This window comes from Allobosea sp. 05T438 (assembly GCF_056396025.1).
The window spans coordinates 22,715-40,834 of the sequence record NZ_JBFTKQ010000030.1; the positions used below are offsets into that span (position 1 = coordinate 22,715).

An 18,120-nucleotide genomic window follows, 5' to 3' on the forward strand; every position below is an offset into this window, starting at 1 on the left:
CCCAATCCTTCATCGGAATATCGTGATCATGGGCAACTACCTGTTCGACCTCGTCCGCGCGCGCATCCCCGCGCCTTCGGCTCCTTTCGCGCTGCTCGATGACGGCCGCCGCTATGCCTATGCCGACATGCTCGACGCCTCGGCTCGCTTCGCCAATGTGCTGGTCGCGCTCGGCGTCAAGCCCGGCGATCGCGTCGCCGTCCAGGTCGAGAAGAGTTTTGAGGCGCTGATGCTCTATCTCGGCACGGTCCGTGCCGGTGCGATTTTCCTGCCGCTGAACTCAGCCTATACCCCCGCCGAGATCGAGTATTTCCTAGGTGACGCAGAACCCACCGTCTTCGTCTGCGATCCCGCCAAGACGGAGGCGCTAAAACCCTATGCCGACAAGGCCGGCGCGAAACTGGAGACGCTCGGCGTCTCGATCGGCAGCTTGCTCGACAAGGCGGCTGCGGCCGCGACGGCTTTCAGCGATGTCGCGCGCGGGCCGGACGATCTCGCGGCGATCCTCTACACCTCGGGCACGACCGGGCGCTCCAAGGGCGCCATGCTCAGCCACGACAACCTCGCCTCGAACGCGCTGGCGCTGGTCGACTACTGGCGCTTCACAAAGGACGACGTGCTGCTGCACGCCTTGCCGATCTTCCACACCCACGGCCTCTTCGTCGCCACGAATTGCGTCCTGTTTGCCGGCGCCGCGATGATCCTGCTGCCGAAATTCGATCCGGACCAGGTCTTCAAATACCTGCCGCAGGCGACCAGCATGATGGGCGTGCCGACCTTCTATGTCCGGTTGTTGCAGGACAAGCGCCTGGACAAGGCGACGACTGCCCATATGCGCCTGTTCGTCTCCGGCTCGGCGCCACTGCTGGCGGAGACGCATCGTGAATGGCGCGAGGCTACCTCCCACGCCATCCTCGAGCGCTACGGCATGACCGAGACCAATATGAACACCTCGAACCCCTATGAGGGCGAGCGTGTCGCCGGCACGGTCGGCTTCCCGCTGCCCGGCGTCTCCGCTCGCGTCACCGAGCCGGAGACCGGCAAGGAGCTGGCGCGCGACGAGATCGGCATGATCGAGGTCAAGGGCCCCAACGTCTTCAAGGGCTATTGGCGCAATCCTGAGAAGACCGCGGCCGAGTTCCGCCCCGACGGCTTCTTCATCACCGGCGACCTCGGCAAGATCGACCTGGCCGGCTACGTCCACATCCTTGGGCGCGGCAAGGACCTGATCATCACCGGCGGCTACAACGTCTATCCCAAGGAGGTCGAGGCCGAGATCGACGACATGCCTGGCGTGATCGAGAGCGCCGTGATCGGCTGCCCGCATCCCGATTTCGGCGAGGGCGTCACCGCCGTGGTCGTGGTCAAGCCGGGCGCCGACATCACGGCAGCCTCGATCTCCAAGGCGCTCGACCAGCGCCTCGCCAAGTTCAAGCTGCCCAAGCAGGTCTTCATCGTCGACGACCTGCCGCGCAACACCATGGGCAAGGTCCAGAAGAACCTGCTGCGCGACACTTACAAGGACATCTACGCCAGGCAGATGAAGGCGGGGGAGTAGGCGCGCATCACTGCTCGGGGGCATCCGGTTGAGGCGTGCGTCCGGCTCGACAACACGATCCGCGACCTCTGCGCGACCTTTGGGATAAGGCTCGGCTTCGGCCAGGGCGAGCGGTTCCTGCGCGGATATCCGATCACGCTCGACGAGCTATTCGACAGGCTGCCTGCGGCAAGCTGAATGGTGCGCCCGCCCGTGGTTCGCGCTGCATGCGGGTTAGGCTTCCCGAGACCGGACATCCTGAGCGTCCGAAAAGGGCCACACCTGCGCGTTGCCGCGCCTCTGATGCTGCCGAGAACAAGATCAGGCGGAGAAGCGGAACCCAATCAAGGGAACCCCCGAGAAGTGAGCCGCCGTGCCGTTCCGGGTTGAAGCGAGCCCGGACTATTGGCAATGAAAACGATGAACGAGGGCGGCGACACCGCCCGGGACGAGGCGCGCCCGAGCGCGGACCACCTGGCGCGGTATGCGCGCAGCTACCGGATGACGACGGACAGGCCAGAGCGGTTCTACTGGCTCTGGCAGGAAGCGATGGCGCATGCGCTGCTGCTCGAGCAGCAGACGGACAGGGGCTTCCCGGACCATGGCGGGCTGACCGCTCTACAGCTGGCGGAAGGCGCGCGGGCGACCGCGCGCTTCTTCGCCTTCCTGCTGGCGGAAGCGCCAGCACGCGAGACCAGGCACCTCGAGACTAAGATCATGGTCTATGAGGCCATGGCCTTCGACGCAGACGAGATCGCCCGGACCCGCACCGCCGTGATGGTCGAGGCGGCGATGCAGCAGGATGCGCGCGAGCTCGGCATCAACCTCAACAAGATCGCGGTCGAGCCCGGCGGCTCGCCGAGCCGTCACTGAGGACTGAGAAGCGATGTCCTTCGTGATCTACGACCTCGAGACCTCAGGTCTGGAACCGGCCTGGAACGTGCCGCTGCAGGCGGCGATGATCCACACCGATGCCGAGCTGAAGCCGCTGGGCGAGCTCTCGCTGCGCTGTCGGCTACCGGCTCATATCGTGCCGGCGCCCGCCGCCCTCCTGACCACCGGCATCCGTCCCGAACAGCTCGAGCAGGCGCCGCTGTCGTGCTGCGAGATGCTCGGCATCATCGCCAGGGCGCTGGAGGCTTGGTCGCCAGCGACCATCATCGGCTATAACACCCTGAAGTTCGATGAGGAGATGCTGCGGCACGCCTTCTTCACGCATCTGATGCCGCCTTATGCGACCTCGCTCAGCGGTCATCGCCGCGCCGACCTGCTGACGATGGTCAGGGCGGTGGCGATGCTCGAGCCCGATGCGATCGCCATTCCACTTGGCGCGACGGGCAAGCCCAGCTTCAAGCTCGGCGAGATCTGCCGCGCCAATGGCATCGCGCTGTCCGAGGACGAAGCGCATGACGCCATGGCCGACACCAGGGCGACACTCGCCTTGCTGCGGCATCTGCGCGAGGTCGCGCCGACCACCGTGGCGACGCTGCTCAGCCTCGCCGACAAGGGTGTACCGAGCCGGATGCTCGCCGGCCGGGAGGTCGTCCTCCTCGGAGGATTGTCGAGGCTGACCCCGGTGGTCGGGGTGACGCCGCACCCGGAGATCGCGACGTCCTGGGCTGCCGTCGATCTGATGGTCGATCCGGCTGATTATCTCGATCTGCCGATCGATGAGATCGTGGCGCTGTTCTCGGCACGCGGCGTCCGACCGATCCGGACGGTCAAGACCAATGCCCAGCCGATCCTGGTCGGTTACGAGCAGGGCTGCCACGCTTTGCCCGACGATCAGCGGGATCTTGCGCTCTACCACGAGCGCGCCGCCCGCATCCGCGAGCATGCCGGGTTCCGGGCCAACCTCGCAGCTGCAATGCTGGCTCGCTTCGCCGACCGTGAGCCGTCCCCGCATCACGAGGCGACGCTCTACTCAGGCGGCTTCCTCTCGCATGACGACGCCCGCACCTGCGCCCGCTGGCATGCCTCGCCCTGGGATCAGCGCCCCGAGATCGCGGCCGTCTTCTCTGACGAACGGCTGAAGGCCTTCGCCAATCGGCTCATGCTGATGGAGGCGCCGCAGTCGCTATCGCCAATGGCCTGGCAGAAGGGCCAGGCCTGGCTGCGCCAGCGGCTGATGACGGACGCCGACGTGCCTTGGCTCACGCTGCCGAAGGCACTCGCCGAGGTCGCGACCCTGCGCCAGACGCTGCCGGTCGAGGATGCTGCCCGCCATGCCCTGCTCGATGCGATCGAGCGTTGGCTCGGCGAGCGCAGCCAGAGCTTCGCCTGTGCGGCCTGAGCCACGCCGACAAAGACAGTGACGATGATGACGAAGGGGCTGGCGACGGCGCCTTCGTCGATTCTGAGAAGAGCGGGGGACAGCGCAGCCGATAGGGCTGTACCCACATGAAAGAACTTAAGATGACCAAGACCAACCAGGACCGCGGCCTCGTGCCGTCGGTCAGCAATGCGCAAGATGAGGGCGGTGGATCGTCTGGACCGCTCCGAGATCCGCTTGCCTGGATCAGCGGGCAGGCCGGCGGGGATCCCACGTTCGCCGAGCTCCTCGCCTTCCGCGAAAGCCGGCCCGATCTCAAGGCTTTCGCGCGGGAGGCGAAGCGCTGCGACGACGAGGCTTCGCGGTTGCCCTTCGGTCTGGATCAGACCCATGAGCACAAGATGGCCCAGGTGGGGCTGAAGATCTTCGGCCTGAGCTGCACCGCGATCGTCACGATCTGGCCGACGGACACGATCGAGGGGGCCGACGCCAAGCAGGGCTTGGCTCGGGAGACGCGGATGCATGGCGAGGATACCGCTTACGGCGTGGCTCCGATGCTGACGGCCGAGACGGCGGCCCGCATCCGGCTGCACCGGGCCGCCTTCGCGGTCGGCGAAGGGATCGTGCCGCCGGCTCCGCCGCCCCCGTCACCGAATGACCGGGGACTGGCGAGCTGGCCACTGTCGCGGTTCGACCTCGGCGATAGGCTCCCGCGTGGCGGAGGTGAGATGACGCTGACGGATGCTCAGGTGGCCCGCTGGGCTGGCTTCACCGATGCGTATCCCGCCATCTCGGATTGCGTCGATCGCTTCATGGCGATGATCGCCATCGCCGACCGGCTCGATGAGCTGGCCGATCATGAGACCGCAGATGCGTCTGACCTGCGGCGCGGGGCGCAGGGCGCCCGCATCCTGGCCTATCTCGCCGCGGCCCGCGCCGCGATCTGGCCGGCGATGCTGCATTCGGCGGATGCGCAGGCCAAGCTCAGGCTGGTCACGTGCATCAATGACCGGGCCTGCCGCGGCGATCCGCTTCATCAGCAGGCAGCCATCCGGCATGTGATCTCGCAGGCCAACTGGATCGCGAGGGCGTTCAGGTTCAGCGCCACGCTCGAACTGCATCCCGACTGGATCCCGATCGTCTGATCGACAACCAGGCGGGCCAACACAGATCATCGCGATGAGGAGGCGTCCTGAACGGGCGCCTCTTTCGATTCTGGAAGCACGGAGGGGAAAGCGCAGCCGATAGGGCTGTACCCACATGAAAGATCTCAAGATGACCAAGAACGACCAGGGCAACGGGCGCTCGCTCGCGCCGCTCAGCGATCAGCTCCCTGTTGAGCCCGGCGGCACCGCGCTCGCCGATCCCATCGCCCTCGTGACCCATCTCATCGCGAGCGACGATCCCAGCCTGGACGAGCTCGTCGCCTTCCGGCGCCATCCCATCGACCTCAAGGCCGCCGCCCGCAACGCCAAGGCGCTGCAGTCCGAGGAGTTCCGGATGTTCCTGGCCAAGGAGGCTGGCAACCGGGACGGCGAGCTCGCCTGCGCCGGCCTGCAGATCATGGGCCTCAGCTTCGTCGCCCTCACGGCGATCTGGCCAGCCGACGATCTCGACCAGGCCGAGGCGAAGCTCGCTCTGGCCGAGAAGACCGGCGCGCTGCATCACCGGCATGAGCCGGACTATGCCGTCTCGATGGAGCCGTCGCTCGCCCGGCGCCTGCGCTGGAAGCGCGCGGCCTTCGCCGTGCCGGAGCTGATGTTGCCGCCCGCGCCTGCCACGCCGCAGGGCTCCAGCCAGGGTCTCGCGACCTGGCCGCTCGAGCGCTGGGATCTCACTGCCGGCTTGGCGCTCCGGGGTGGGCCGCCGACCTTCGCGCACAACCAGATCGCGAGCTGGGTCGGCTTCGCACAATCCGCCCCCGATCTTGATCATCTGCTCGCGCGAGCCCGCCAGATGTTCGCGACCTGCGACCGGCTGATCGCGCTCGCGGCGCGGGGGCCGGAGAACGGCGCCGATCTGATGGTCGCGGCGGAAGGCGCGCGCATCGCCGGCTACCTCGCCGCAGCGCGGGCCATGATCTGGCCGGTGCACAACCGGGAAAGCCTGGCGACGAAGCGAGAGGTTGTCGACCTCGTCAACCTGCGCGGCATCATCGGCGACCCGGTGCACATGCAGGCGGCCGTGAGGCACGTCACCGCCGATGCCGCCTGGGTCAAGTCGCTGCCGGATGGGGCCCGCGACAGGCTCGTCTTCGAGTGGAGCGAGCTCGTCTGAGCGCCTGACGGTCAGGCCCTCAAACCATCAGGGCAGCGCCTTCTCGGGCGCTGTCTTTGATGTGTTAGCGGCTTGCGAAGAGGCCTCAGGCTTCGATCGCAAAAGGGACCTTCCGATCCATTTGGAAAGGAACCCCCATGAATCCATCTCAACCGCTGAAGCCTGCCGAGCTCCTTGCCCGCAATCTACGACGATTGCGCGCAGAGCGTGGCCTGACGATCGACGATCTTGGCCGCGCCACCGGTATCGCCAGGGGCCGCCTTCAGGCAATCGAAGGCGCGACAGCTTACGCCCACCTCGACGAGGTCAGCCTTCTGGCGCTTGGGCTCGGCGTGCGCATCGCCGCTCTGTTCGACGCGGAATAGGCGGGCTCGGCCGAGGCGTGTGACCGTGACCTGGCATAGGGGCAATCAAGCAGGCAGCGTCCTCACCGGCGCTGCCTGCTGCGTTCCCACGCTGGCAGGGCGTGGGCCAGGGACCAGGAGAGAGGAGGAATTTCGACGGAACGACACCGTCACCCCTAAGGACTCGAAGGAAAGACCATGAAGACCAAGACCCTGCGCGACGAGCTTCTCAGCACCATCGCCCTCGACCCGATCTCACAACCTGTTCTCGACGATCTCGCCGCTCTGGAGCGGCTCGTCCCCACGCATGCATCGTCCGACATCGACGAACTGATCATCTTCCGGCAGCATGCACCGAGCCTGCTCCCGGTTCGCAGCCGGGGCCAGGCCCACACGCAGCAGGTTCGCCGGCTGATCGGGCTGATCGCGCGTGAGCCGGGGCAGGTCGAAGAGTGGATCGATGTCGCCAATGCTCTGACGATCCTGACCAATGCCTCGAACCTGACGCTCCTCCTGCTTCCGACGGGATCCGAGGATGATGCCTGGGCGAAAGAGCAGTTCGGCCGCAGCCTGCTCCGCCACGCTCATCAGAACGGCGACGGCGAGGACGTCGCGCTGGCCCGCCGGGCCGTCGGCGAGCTCGATCGCCAGCCCATGCATCTGACGATGCCTGAAGGCGCTCAGGCGATCGAGGCGATGATCAAGACGATGGCGCGCCGGGTCGGAGCCCTGGAGCCGAAGCTCGCGGCCGAAAACGAGCCGGGTGAACCCGGCATGTACCGGCTGGAAGACGCCATCAGCCTCAAGGCCTACTTCGCCGCCGTGCCAGATCTCGGCGGCCTGCTCGACAGCGCCCGTCAGGCTCTGACGCTGGTCGACGAGACGCTGGCGCGTGGTCGGCCGGGCATCATAGGGACCGAGATCATCGAGGGCGGGCTGATCCTCGCCTACGCCCGCCTCCTGCGCATCGCGCTGTGGCCGGCGCGGTCGAAGACAGACGTGGGCGTCAAGATCGCCGCACGTGACCTCGTCCGCTCGCGCGATGCCGATCCGGCCCGGCTCGGCGCGCTCTGGGAGATCGCCTTCGGGCAGGGCGAGACGGTGGCGGGGCAGAGCTCGCGCTTCATCAACGTCGACGAACACGACTGACAGCCGCGTCGCGATCGGAACCTAGAACTCGGAAAGGCGCGCTTTCAAGGCGCGCCTTTCGTCATGGCGGAGACCGAGGGGTGAAAGGGCGGACAGGCCGCCCCTCGGGAACCAAGCAGACCATGACCGATAACATCACAGCGTCTTTGCGCGATCTCGAGTTCACGACGAACGGCACGCCCGTCATCGACGACCTCGCTGCGCTCGATCAACTCATGCCGGAGACGCCGGACGAGCTGGAGCGCCATGCTGGGCTGCTCGAACGGCTCCCGCAGATCCTCAGCCTGCGCGATCGCGCGCTGGTGCATGCGCAGCAATACGAGCGCTTCCTCACGTTCGCCGAAGCCGATCCGTCGGCGCTTGAGCACTTGGTCGACATCGGTAACGCGCTCGCGCTTCTGTCCCATGCCAGCGAGATCGCGATGCTGCTGGTGCCGGCGGTGACGTCCGAGGATCGCTTCGCCAGGGCCATGCTCGTCAAGGAGCGGGGCAAGCTGTATCAGTCCGGCCAAGGCGTCCACGATCCCGCGCTGATGAACCGGGCATTGCGTCCGCCCTTCGCCGACCGCCATCCGCGTCTCGTCATCGGCGAGCGCCTTCCGCCCGGCATGGAGGACGTGGCCCTGCGCTTCAGCGGCGCCGTCCTGCCGAAGCCGGGCGACGGCACCGCTGGCGAACCTGGCGTCTATCATGTCGAGCATGGGCCGGCGCTGGAAGCGTTCTTCTTCGATCCGCCCGATCTCGTTCTTCTCCTGGACGAGGCGAGGACGCTGTTCGCGGCGATCGAGACCTGGTCACAGGCCGAGCCAACGCCTGCGTTCTGGTACGGCGCCAGCCGCGGCGCGCTGATCCTTGCCTATGCCAAGCTCTGCCGGATCGGGCTGTGGCCGGCCCGCAGTTCCGACGATCTCATCGTCAAGATGGAGGTGGAACGGCTGATCACCGAACGCACCGCCGATCCCGATCCGATGCGGGCACTGGTCGAGATTGCGCTCAGCGTCGGACGTCGGATCGCCCGGCAAGGACCACCCTTCGTGACCATCCTCGGCGGCGTCGAGCTGTGAGACGGGACATGAAGACTCCGACAGCCGTCTCGTCCGAGTACACCGAGGCAGAGTTCGAGCAGAGCTGGCGCGACCACGAGTGTCACATCCTGCTCAGCCATCTGCGCCGGCAACGCGCCGATGGGGCGATGTCTCACTCTCAGGAAGAGCTTGGCCAGCAAGAGCCTGCTGCAGCTAGCTCCACGGGCGGGCGCTCGGTCGCGATCTTCGACAGGGCCGCTTTGCTCAAGCAGATCAGGCTTGCCGATGGCGGTGCATCTAGCGAGGACGGACCGTCCGTGACCTCCGTTTCCAGTGACGAGCAGCCGCGGCTGGCGCAATTGCGTTCGCTCGCTGGCCATGAACCGCTGCGTCGCCTCGTCGTCGCCGAGCCGACCATGGGCGAGCGCCTCAGACGGTTGCGCCAGGAGTGCCCAGGCTTCGTCGAGGTCATTGCCTTGGTCGAGCGCGCCGTCGCACTCTCCGCCGTATCGGGCACCAGTATCGCCTTCCCACCGCTTCTGCTGGTCGGGCCACCGGGACTTGGCAAGACCCACTTCTCGCGCCGCCTCGCCGAGGCGCTCGGTGTCGAGCAGCATGCCTTCAGCTGCGCGACCAACTCCGATGCACAGGCGCTCCTCGTCGGTCACCCGCCCACCTGGCGTGGAGCGCGCATGGGCGTGCTGACCGAAGCGCTGCTCGGCGGTGAAACCGGCAATCCTTTGATCGTTCTCGACGAGGTCGACAAGTTCGTCACCCATTCGACCGAGAAGCCCTACAACGCGCTTCTCGGCCTGCTCGAGCCGGAAAACGCCCGCGCGCTCGTCGACGAATATCTGCGCGTCCCGTTCGACTTGTCACACTGCCTGATCATCGCGACCGCGAACGATCTTGAGGCGCTGCCCCCGTTTATCCAGGACCGCTTTCTCGTCGTCGCGGTGACACCGCCAGACGGCGCCACGCTGCGCGCGATTGCCGACCACATCGCCGCCGAGATCCTTGCGGTGCATGGCGATGCCTTTGCGCAGCCGGACGCCGCGGTCATCGCACGCCTCGCCAGCTCCAATCCGCGCGGCATTCGGCGGCTCGTCGCCCTGGCGCTCGGATTCGCGGCGCAGGCCGGGCGGCGTCATCTCACCGTCGACGACGTCGCCGATGCGGAGGCCGTGGCCGGCAAGCAGGGCGCGAGGGAACCGATCGGGTTCATCCGATCGGTCGCAACCAAAGAAAGGAGACGAGAGTGAGGGTGAGAACGGGAATGCCCCCGGAAACCCGACACGACAGAAAGAGCAAGACCATGAAGACGGAAGCCACCACAGACACCAAGACCCCCAACAACAAGACCACCGGCACCGGGCCTGCCACCGGACCGAACCGCCTGATCGGCAGCGCGCTGCTGCCGGAGGGCTCCGCCGGCGCCGTGACACACTGGTTCCCGACGCGCTGGCCCCGCGTCGGCGGCAAGGCGCTCCTGCCCCTGGCGGACGACGACTTCACCGACGAGCTCTTCACCAGGACCTATCGATCGGGGCGGCTGGTCTTCATCTACGTCGCCGGCTGCGGCGAGGACCACAGCAGTCCGACGGTCGCGACCGGTCTCCTCGGTCTCGCCCGACGACTGAGGATGCCGATCCACAAGGTCTCGGTCACCGCGCAGGTGAATCTGCGTGATCGGCTGCGCGAGCTGAATGCCGACCACTACGGCGCGCTGACCACCAGCACGGACGGCTTGCCCTGTTCCGATCTCGGCTACGACAACTGGATGGCGCAGCACATCCTGCCGAACGACAAGCCGCTCGAGGGTTCGCCGGTCGCGCTCGCCGAGCGCTGCCTCGCGGTCCGCCTGCCGCACGACCTCTCAATCCGCGAGTTCGACAAGCGCCTGCACCACCAGATGCGCAACGCCGCGCTCAATCCCTGGCTCCAGAGCCCGGCCGGGCGAGCCCACTGCGCCCTGCTCGGGATCGCGCCGCAGGAGGCCATGCGCGCCACGGCCTACGGCTTCGGCGCGATCATGCGCCCCAGCCGGGCGCAGGAGTTCTACGTCTTCCGGCCGAAGGGCTTCGATGCCGACCGCCTCATCCGCATCGCCGAGCGCATCGTCCACGACCATGTCGTTAACCGGAGGGCCCCCGTCACCGCGAGCTGGAAGTCCAGGGCGCAAGGCTACGGGCAGGCGTTCCGCCCGGTGGCGTAGAAAATCGGCTCCTGTCCCCATTCCATCGATGGTCTTTTCGGCCACGATGCGATCACTGGGTGACCTCCAGGGCCAAGGCCGGCGCTTCCCGCGCCGGCGCTTGGCTTCAGCACCTCAGGATGCTGGCCCCGACCCATGACCGGTGCCGGGCCGGGTCAGTATTGCTCAGGACAGGAGGCGTAACGGTCATTGGCCGGCTCGCCTCGCTCGTTCCAGATCTGGGACGAGACGCGAAAGGACCTCTTCGCCTGCAGCAACAAATTCTGGAATAGGCTATCCCCAACGCCATGTTCGAGTGCTGTGTCACGCTGCGGTACGGTGTGGCCGAGGCGACGCCCGGGGAACTCACGTGCCGCCTCTGACGCAAACTGCGTCAGGTCACTTGTTAAACAGGGGAGCGTTGACTCCCTCGATAAAGTACCGGCGTTCGACACCCTCTACCAGGTCGTAGCGGAGGGCTCTCTCATCGAGTGGAATAACCCGGAAGTCGCGGTCTCCTTCTTCAAGCCGAAGAAGGAGCAGTTCATTCTCCGCTGCAATTAAGTGCAGCAGGATGTTCATGTGCTTCATTTTGCTCGGCGGCGCTGTTCCCTCCAATGCCTCTCGCGCGATGCTGAAGACTTGAGAACTCGCACCCATTATGTCGAACGGCGAGGTGCGAGACAGGGCGAGGCGATAGGTTCTCCGATCCAGCGCAGACTCTACGACGTCGCCGTTCGGAAGGCGGACGACCGCCAGTCCGATAGAGGCCTGCTCGGGAACATCAAGGAGGCCGTGAAGGCGCAGCACGTCCTGAAATCCGCCCTTGTAGGCAAGATCGCTCGTGTGAGTGCCAGAAATATCGCGAAGCACTTTCAGGAGCAGCCGCCCGGTCGGCATTGAGAGAGTGCCGACCTTCGAGGAGAGCACGGCAGGGATGATGCTCAATTTACGAGCCTCTCCCAGCAGATAATCGCTGGTGGATAAGGCAAGGTAGATCGACACGGCGAAATCCCGTGTCGAACGGACCTCGCATTCTAATGCTGCCAACCCTAGGAAGAGGCGCTCTCTGACGGTGAAGCTGTCGCGAACGTCCTTCATAGTGACACGAGCAGAGAATTCTCTTTCCATATCATCTCCCAAGCTTACCCATCGCCGCATCAATGATGCCAACACCTTGCTTGGGAGATGTTCGATTCGCTAAGCACACTAATATTAACCCGCCCCGCGCGTGACGCTTTATGAAGGGAAGCAAATACTGAAATTTTTATTATTAAATGACATTATGTATAAAATATTCGCTCTACTGATATATGGCACTATGCCTGCCCTACGACCCTCCGCCTTCGCTCGAGCCTTCAGCGTAGATATGATCGTGTGATTGGTAAGCGCGGGCTTGGACGGAAACTCAAATCAAGACGGATGTGCTGACGACCCTAACGGGTCGTAGAGTACCTTTAGGTCAAAGGGGAAGAGAAACGCGAGGCGCGGAATGCCTCACTCCTCACGAACAGATTGAAAAGAAGTTAACGACGAAACATGTTGTTGGGCCGCAAGGAAATAAGCACAGCAAGATGGCTCCAGGTACGTATATCGTGCCCGACGGCAGCGGCGTGGTCAGCCGGCGAAGGGAGGTATAGTCACCGCAGGTCGGCGGGGAAGAGCTTTTGTCCCTTCAGTGTGACGCCGTTTCGCAGGCCGCCGTCCTGGCGCACTATGTGGCGGGCCAGCTTGTCTTCATCCATGCCTGTGGCTGCGGCCAGGATCACCGCAATCCAGCGGTTGCCAGTCGTTTGCCGGGCGTCGCGAAGCGTCTCTTCGTGAGCCTGCACAAGGTTTTCGTCATCGGGCATGCGCGACGCCGATCAGCTTGTGCGGATCGCCGAGATCATAATCCACGATTCAGTCACCAATCCTGCCTCGCGCACGACGCCCGTCAACTTCAAATGTCGAGGACAGGGTTTCTACGGGCGGATTCTGCCGAGATCGGCGCACGGATAACGTAAGCGCCAATTAGCGGGATACGAAGCTGGGTCTCACCCCCCGTAGCCAAAAAAGTTGCTTTGCCCCGATTCTATCTGTGGTGTTTCGTGCCGCGATGCGATCAGTCAGTTGACCTTCACAACAGCTCCGGCCCACCACCGCGCTGGCCGGCTCATCATCGGAGGTCACGATGCCCGCTCCCCGCGCCTACGCCGTTTGTGCGAAACTAGGCATGCATGCCAGGTTTCTGTCCTCGGTCGGCCATTATCCCAACCACGACCGGTTCGAAGGTCCCGTTCTGCCCCTGATCGCGGAGGCCGGACGACAGGAACTCAACCAGATGCTCCAGCGCGAGGCAAAGGGCCATGTCGTGGTGATCGACGGGATTCACCATGGCAACTACGCTGTGTTCGGCCGTGATGAGGCCGCCAGCGCCAGGGCTGGGGGTGCTCGAGCCGTGATCATTCTGGGCTTGGTCGCGCAATCGGCCGAGCTTCGAAAAGAAACCTACCCCATCATGGCCCGTGGCACGACGCCTTTCCTTCTCCCGGCGTCAGAGGGTACCGCGCGTGCCGCCGCGGTTGACAGCGAGTGCGGATGGATCACGCGTGAGCATTATATCGTCGGGGATGCCGACGGAGCCGTCGTAGTCGAGCGTGCAAGGTATCAGGAGAAAATGGCGGTGAAGTAGCCCTGCTGGCCATCCATTAACTATCACTGATGACTCCAGTTGCGGCAAACGGAATGCAGTTCACCCTTTGTTCGAACAACTGATTCGAACGAGAGCGTCGTCACATGAGCTGCCAGATCCCGAAGTCACGTCAGCCTGCGGTTTCCAAGGCCGCCGAATACCACCCTGCCAATTTTGCGGAATTAGGCTGGGTCGGCTCGGAGGTGGTGCGCCTCTGCGACATCGACAGCGCTCTGAACGAGGGGATCGCAACTGGCAAGAAGCTGATGGGCGAAGCCCTAGAGAATCTCGCACTTGACGCCGTGGAGGTGCCCGAATTTCTCCAATATCAGTGGTGGTCCAAGGAAAATCGCCAGGGTCGCTACCGACCCCATCCCCTCGTCGTTACTCACCCGACCAAGAACGGCGCATATATTTTGGTTGCAGGTTGCGACCTCCTGCATGCCGCAAGTTCAGCCGGCATGAACCATCTGGATTGCGTCGTTATCCCCCATGATAACGCAATCCACATCGGCCAGTATATTTTCCGAAAGTACGGCACTATGCCGAATGGGCAGCCTGCGTTCGCGGCGACGATACCGTCGCCGCACTACATCAAGCAGTCGTATGTCATCAAAGATCCTTCCGAAGCCGTTCTGGATGAGCCAACAAATAACGCACAGCCAACCAAAGGAAAGAAAATCCGCAAAAAGCCGCCGAGGATGGTCAGGCCGGCGGTGAGCCTGAGCGGTATAACCAAAGGCCTGGATCCTCGCGCTAACCTGTATCTGCCTCTGGCGGTTCATGCCACGACCGTGGAGGATGGACGGGTCGTCGTCCGTGCCAATAACGTCGACCAATTCGCTACCGCTCCAGAGCCCGTATCTCCGGAGCAGCCGGGTAACCTAGATATCCAGATCGTCTCCATTCCGCGAGAAGCTGGCAGGCCTGGTCTAAGCCTTCATGAGTTCGCCCTAACTCATCTCCTTCTTCGGCTCTTCGATCACGTCGAAAAGGAAGCGCTGATCGACGACCAGCGCCGCTCTGGCCATAGCATCGCGGAAGATAAGAGGTTGAAAGACAAAGGTAGCAACGGCCATTGGCCGGGCTCACCAAGGTCATTTCAAAACTGGATCGATACCCGACGATGGCTTTTGACCTGCAGCAATGGATTCTGGAACAAGGCCATTCCGGACACCTTGTTTAATTCCTGCGCCTCCCTGAAATTTGGCTGCGAGAAGCCGACATTCGCTCAACGCGAGGCCTTTCTCTTCCATCTCATCAAGGCCGCCTTCAAGGCCCTCGACCTCGCGGACCGACAGACTCCCAATCTTCGAAAGCTTCACAAAGCTCTCTACACGGGCAACCCTCGTCCTCTGAAGCGTGGGACGATCAATCAAACCATCGATGGTGTTCCTAACCCGAGCATTGGCGAGAGCCATCAGGTCGATGAAGTTGACCGTTTCATGCTGGCGGTGCTCGGTCGCACGAATCCAGCCAAGATCTGGAGAGACAAGGCTCACCAGACCCTGATGCACCAATGGTTAGTTGCCATCGGCGATTGGGCTCGGACTGGCAAGATGATCATCTCCCTCTTGATGGCGCAGGAGTTCATCCTCGTCGACCGTGAGAGGAGGATGGGCCGCAGCATCGATGCCGGCTGGATGGTGTTCGATGCCATACTGGCTTCAAGCCTCGATGCTGGCGATGAGTTCGAGCATGCCTATAACGATCTGGCCGGCCTCTGCGCTGGAGCGATGGCTGGCAGCTACGCCATGATCGTTTCGCGCCAGGCGACAGCGAGCGCGATGTTCCACGTCGAACCGCTTAAGGGTGAGCGCGCCTTCGAGGTGGAAACCCCGATCCTCCTATTCTAACGCTTGGACCGTTTGACCCGATTCAATCGGTGGTATTTTGGGTTTTACCTCACCACGCTCCTGACCGTCGTCATCCCACCGTCCAATGGAGTGATCAATGCCAAAACCGAGAACGCTGAATGTCGCCGTTACCAATCGAGATGCGCTGCTCGAGGTCACTTCGTCCCTGACCGGGAAGTGGACGCACAGCACCGATCAGGTCGCTGACCTCGCCGACGTCGCGGAGAGGAGGCTGGACCGGATATGCATGCCGAAGGGCAAGCGCAAGGGCGTTATCGCCACCCATACCATCAAGGGCCCAGCCGCACGGGCCTATGGGTTTGCGGTCAACGGCAGCATCGTGACCTTGCGCCGTTCCAATACGGGTTGGCGAGTTATCGGATTCGAGCCCAAGCACGTATTCCCGCAGCAGGGCGGACGGCTCCGCCTTCAGATCTCGCCGGAGCAGGACGCCGCCGCAGCGGCGGCAATGCGCGACTACTACGACATCGTCGTCAGAACCGTCGAAATTCCGCTCCCTCTGGTCACCCCGCCGACTCTATCGTCGGGCCTTCCGATGCCGCACTAACTGCGATGCCCCGATTCCATTTGTGGATTCTGGCAGCATTCTGGTGAACTTGGTTGGCCTCCCACATGGAGGCCACCATGGCCAAACGGCCGAAGCATCATCGCGATCCGACTGTCTCCAACCCTGTGGGCGGAAGCCCTTGTGCACCTGAACCTGCGCACGTGCCCGACGAATCTCGCGTCGCTCGGGATACAGAGGTGCCACGTCGCGGCGGATCTGGCACAGGCCGAGGGAGTAGAGCTCCAGGCGACAGACACAACGTCGCCGCGTCGGTGAACCAGATTGCCCGCTTGGTCGGCCGCCAGATCGCGCGCGAGCAGATGCCGAAGGACCAGAAGAAGGAACCTAGTTGACGCTCCGATTGCGCTGAGATGTTGGATGACCCCAGAGACCAGATGATGACCAAGAACCCGGACAAAGCTGTCCCAACCCCGCGCGTGGTGATCTACGCCCGCTATTCGTCGGATCATCAGCGTGCGGCCTCGATCGACGACCAGTTCCGGATCTGCAGGGAGCGAGCCGAGCGCGAGGGTTGGAACGTCGTCGGCACCTACAAGGATGCCGCGATTTCCGGGGCGAGCATGATCCTGCGACCTGGCATCCAGATCCTTCTGCAAGATGCGCAGTCCGGAATGTTCGATCTCGTGCTGTCCGAAGCACTGGACCGCATCTCGCGCGACCAAGCCGATGTCGCCGCGCTCTACAAGCGCCTCAAGTTCGCCGGCGTTCCGATCGTCACGTTATCTGAGGGGCAAATCAGCGAACTGCATGTCGGCTTGACCGGCACGATGAACGAGCTTGCCCTGAAGGCCATCGCCGAGAAGACCCGGCGGGGTATGAGCGGGCGCGTACAGGCGGGGAAGTCCGGCGGCGGCCTCTGCTACGGTTACAAGGTCGTGAAGCAGTTTGATGGTCACGGACAGCCCGTCAGAGGGGATCGAACGATTGATGCGAAGGAAGCCGAGACGGTGCGCCGCATCTTCCGGTTGTTCGCGGCCGGGGTCGCTCCCCGCACCATAGCGCGCACGCTGAACGAAGAGGGCGTCCCCGGTCCCGGCGGCAAGCCTTGGGGCGACACCACCATTCGTGGCCATGTGAAGCGGGGTACAGGCATCGTCAACAACGAGCTCTACGCCGGCGTCCTCATCTGGAACCGGCTGCGCTATGTGAAGGACCCGTCGACCGGCATGCGGGTCTCCCGCCTCAACCCCGAGACGGACTGGATCGTCAAGCAGGTCCCTGACCTGCGCATCGTCGACGACGAGCTCTGTCAAGCCGTCCGCACCAGGCAAGCGGAGATCGCTGCCAAGTTTGCCAATGTTACGGCCGGGGTGCGCGAGCATCACCGTCGGAATCGCCTCAACCGCGCCAGGCGGCCGAGGTCACTGCTTTCGGGCCTGATCACCTGCGGGTGCTGCGGTGGCCCGTACGCGCTGCGCGGGGCCGACCGCTTCGCCTGCGGGAACCATGTCGGCAAGGGCACTTGCAATAACGCACGGACCATCCCCAGGGCCAATCTCGAAGCCCGCGTCCTGGCAGGGCTCAAGGACCGGCTGATGGCACCTGATGTGGTCGAGGAAGCCATGCGGGCCTACGCCCTGGAGACCAACCGCCTGAACCGGGAAAGACACTCTAATGCCGACGGCTGGAACGTTGAACTCGTCAGGATCGAAAAGCAGATCGCGCAGATTGTCGAGGCAATCACTGATGGCATGTATCACGCCTCGATGAAGGACAAGATGACCGGTCTCGAGAGCCGCAAGACCGAGCTGGTAAGGCTCTTGGCGGACGTGCCTGATGACAAGCTGGATCTGCTGCCCAACGCGGCCGCGATCTATGCCCAGAAGGTCGAGCGGCTGGCAGAAGCGCTGAACCGGCCGGAGGAGCGCCCAGAGGCCGCGCAGGCGCTGCGCCTGCTGATCGAGAAGATCGTGCTGGTGCCCGGTCTTGGCCGCGGCGAGGTGTTCGCGACCCTGCACGGCGAGCTGGCGACCATCATGGAATGGACCGCCCGCCAAGGCCTTGGCGGTAAAAACACAAACACTCCCGAAGCTGGGCTCGCGGGAGTGTCTGCATCAGTGGTTGCGGGGGCCAGATTTGAACTGACGACCTTCAGGTTATGAGCCTGACGAGCTACCGGGCTGCTCCACCCCGCGTCAACGATTGGGCCTTAGGCGTCCTGGGTTTGCGGTGAGGCGTTTCCAGGGACGATTTGGGCTTTAAA

The 18,120-nt window shown here is 64.0% G+C and carries 16 protein-coding genes and 1 tRNA gene; 14 read left to right on the forward strand and 3 right to left on the reverse strand.

Annotated features, from left to right (window positions below):
* Window positions 1-28 precede the first annotated feature (28 nt).
* From AC1DIN_RS28020 to AC1DIN_RS28065, 10 genes are all read left to right on the forward strand, one after another.
* On the forward strand, window positions 29-1,558 hold the full coding sequence (locus AC1DIN_RS28020; RefSeq protein WP_476812128.1) for a malonate--CoA ligase: 1,530 nt from the start codon (window positions 29-31) through the stop codon (window positions 1,556-1,558).
* Between the two features lie 390 nt (window positions 1,559-1,948).
* On the forward strand, window positions 1,949-2,410 hold the full coding sequence (locus tag AC1DIN_RS28025; protein WP_476812129.1) for a hypothetical protein: 462 nt from the start codon (window positions 1,949-1,951) through the stop codon (window positions 2,408-2,410).
* A 13-nt stretch (window positions 2,411-2,423) separates the two neighbouring features.
* Window positions 2,424-3,830, forward strand: coding sequence for an exonuclease domain-containing protein (locus AC1DIN_RS28030; RefSeq protein WP_476812130.1), 1,407 nt, complete (start codon window positions 2,424-2,426; stop codon window positions 3,828-3,830).
* A 122-nt stretch (window positions 3,831-3,952) separates the two neighbouring features.
* On the forward strand, window positions 3,953-4,954 hold the full coding sequence (locus AC1DIN_RS28035; protein WP_476812131.1) for a hypothetical protein: 1,002 nt from the start codon (window positions 3,953-3,955) through the stop codon (window positions 4,952-4,954).
* 115 nt (window positions 4,955-5,069) lie between these two features.
* Window positions 5,070-6,086, forward strand: a complete 1,017-nt coding sequence (locus AC1DIN_RS28040; RefSeq protein ID WP_476812132.1) for a hypothetical protein — start codon at window positions 5,070-5,072, stop codon at window positions 6,084-6,086.
* Window positions 6,087-6,223: 137 nt separating this feature from the next.
* On the forward strand, window positions 6,224-6,451 hold the full coding sequence (locus AC1DIN_RS28045; protein WP_476812133.1) for a helix-turn-helix domain-containing protein: 228 nt from the start codon (window positions 6,224-6,226) through the stop codon (window positions 6,449-6,451).
* 177 nt (window positions 6,452-6,628) lie between these two features.
* Complete coding sequence (locus AC1DIN_RS28050; RefSeq protein ID WP_476812134.1) at window positions 6,629-7,579, forward strand: hypothetical protein; 951 nt, start codon at window positions 6,629-6,631, stop codon at window positions 7,577-7,579.
* 122 nt (window positions 7,580-7,701) lie between these two features.
* On the forward strand, window positions 7,702-8,643 hold the full coding sequence (locus AC1DIN_RS28055) for a hypothetical protein (protein ID WP_476812135.1): 942 nt from the start codon (window positions 7,702-7,704) through the stop codon (window positions 8,641-8,643).
* 278 nt (window positions 8,644-8,921) lie between these two features.
* Window positions 8,922-9,866 (forward strand): AAA family ATPase, encoded by a 945-nt coding sequence (locus tag AC1DIN_RS28060; RefSeq protein WP_476812136.1) that lies wholly within the window; start codon window positions 8,922-8,924, stop codon window positions 9,864-9,866.
* Window positions 9,867-9,919: 53 nt separating this feature from the next.
* The gene (locus AC1DIN_RS28065; RefSeq protein ID WP_476812137.1) at window positions 9,920-10,819 is read left to right on the forward strand and encodes a hypothetical protein; all 900 of its coding nucleotides are present in this window, start codon (window positions 9,920-9,922) and stop codon (window positions 10,817-10,819) included.
* 378 nt (window positions 10,820-11,197) lie between these two features.
* Here the strand turns inward: AC1DIN_RS28065 and AC1DIN_RS28070 are convergent, their stop codons facing one another.
* Together AC1DIN_RS28070 and AC1DIN_RS28075 are read right to left on the reverse strand one after the other, a co-directional pair.
* Window positions 11,198-11,929 carry a hypothetical protein gene (locus tag AC1DIN_RS28070; protein WP_476812138.1) on the reverse strand — a complete coding sequence of 244 codons (732 nt, stop codon included), beginning with the start codon at window positions 11,927-11,929 and terminating at the stop codon, window positions 11,198-11,200.
* Between the two features lie 509 nt (window positions 11,930-12,438).
* Window positions 12,439-12,651, reverse strand: coding sequence for a hypothetical protein (locus AC1DIN_RS28075; protein ID WP_476812139.1), 213 nt, complete (start codon window positions 12,649-12,651; stop codon window positions 12,439-12,441).
* Window positions 12,652-12,971: 320 nt separating this feature from the next.
* Here AC1DIN_RS28075 and AC1DIN_RS28080 point away from each other — a divergent pair, with 320 nt between their 5' ends.
* The 4 genes from AC1DIN_RS28080 (at window position 12,972) to AC1DIN_RS28095 (ending at window position 18,019) form a co-directional block, all read left to right on the forward strand.
* Window positions 12,972-13,472: an RraA family protein gene (locus AC1DIN_RS28080; RefSeq protein WP_476812140.1), complete on the forward strand. Its 501-nt coding sequence runs from the start codon at window positions 12,972-12,974 to the stop codon at window positions 13,470-13,472.
* Between the two features lie 104 nt (window positions 13,473-13,576).
* Entirely contained in the window at window positions 13,577-15,328 is a 1,752-nt protein-coding gene (locus tag AC1DIN_RS28085) for a hypothetical protein (protein WP_476812141.1), read from the forward strand.
* A 97-nt stretch (window positions 15,329-15,425) separates the two neighbouring features.
* Complete coding sequence (locus AC1DIN_RS28090; RefSeq protein ID WP_476812142.1) at window positions 15,426-15,896, forward strand: hypothetical protein; 471 nt, start codon at window positions 15,426-15,428, stop codon at window positions 15,894-15,896.
* A 398-nt stretch (window positions 15,897-16,294) separates the two neighbouring features.
* Window positions 16,295-18,019, forward strand: a complete 1,725-nt coding sequence (locus AC1DIN_RS28095; RefSeq protein WP_476812145.1) for a recombinase family protein — start codon at window positions 16,295-16,297, stop codon at window positions 18,017-18,019.
* Here AC1DIN_RS28095 and AC1DIN_RS28100 read toward each other — a convergent pair.
* Window positions 17,976-18,052: transfer RNA gene (locus AC1DIN_RS28100), tRNA-Met, on the reverse strand. The genes AC1DIN_RS28095 and AC1DIN_RS28100 overlap by 44 nt on opposite strands.
* Between the last annotated feature and the right edge of the window lie 68 nt (window positions 18,053-18,120).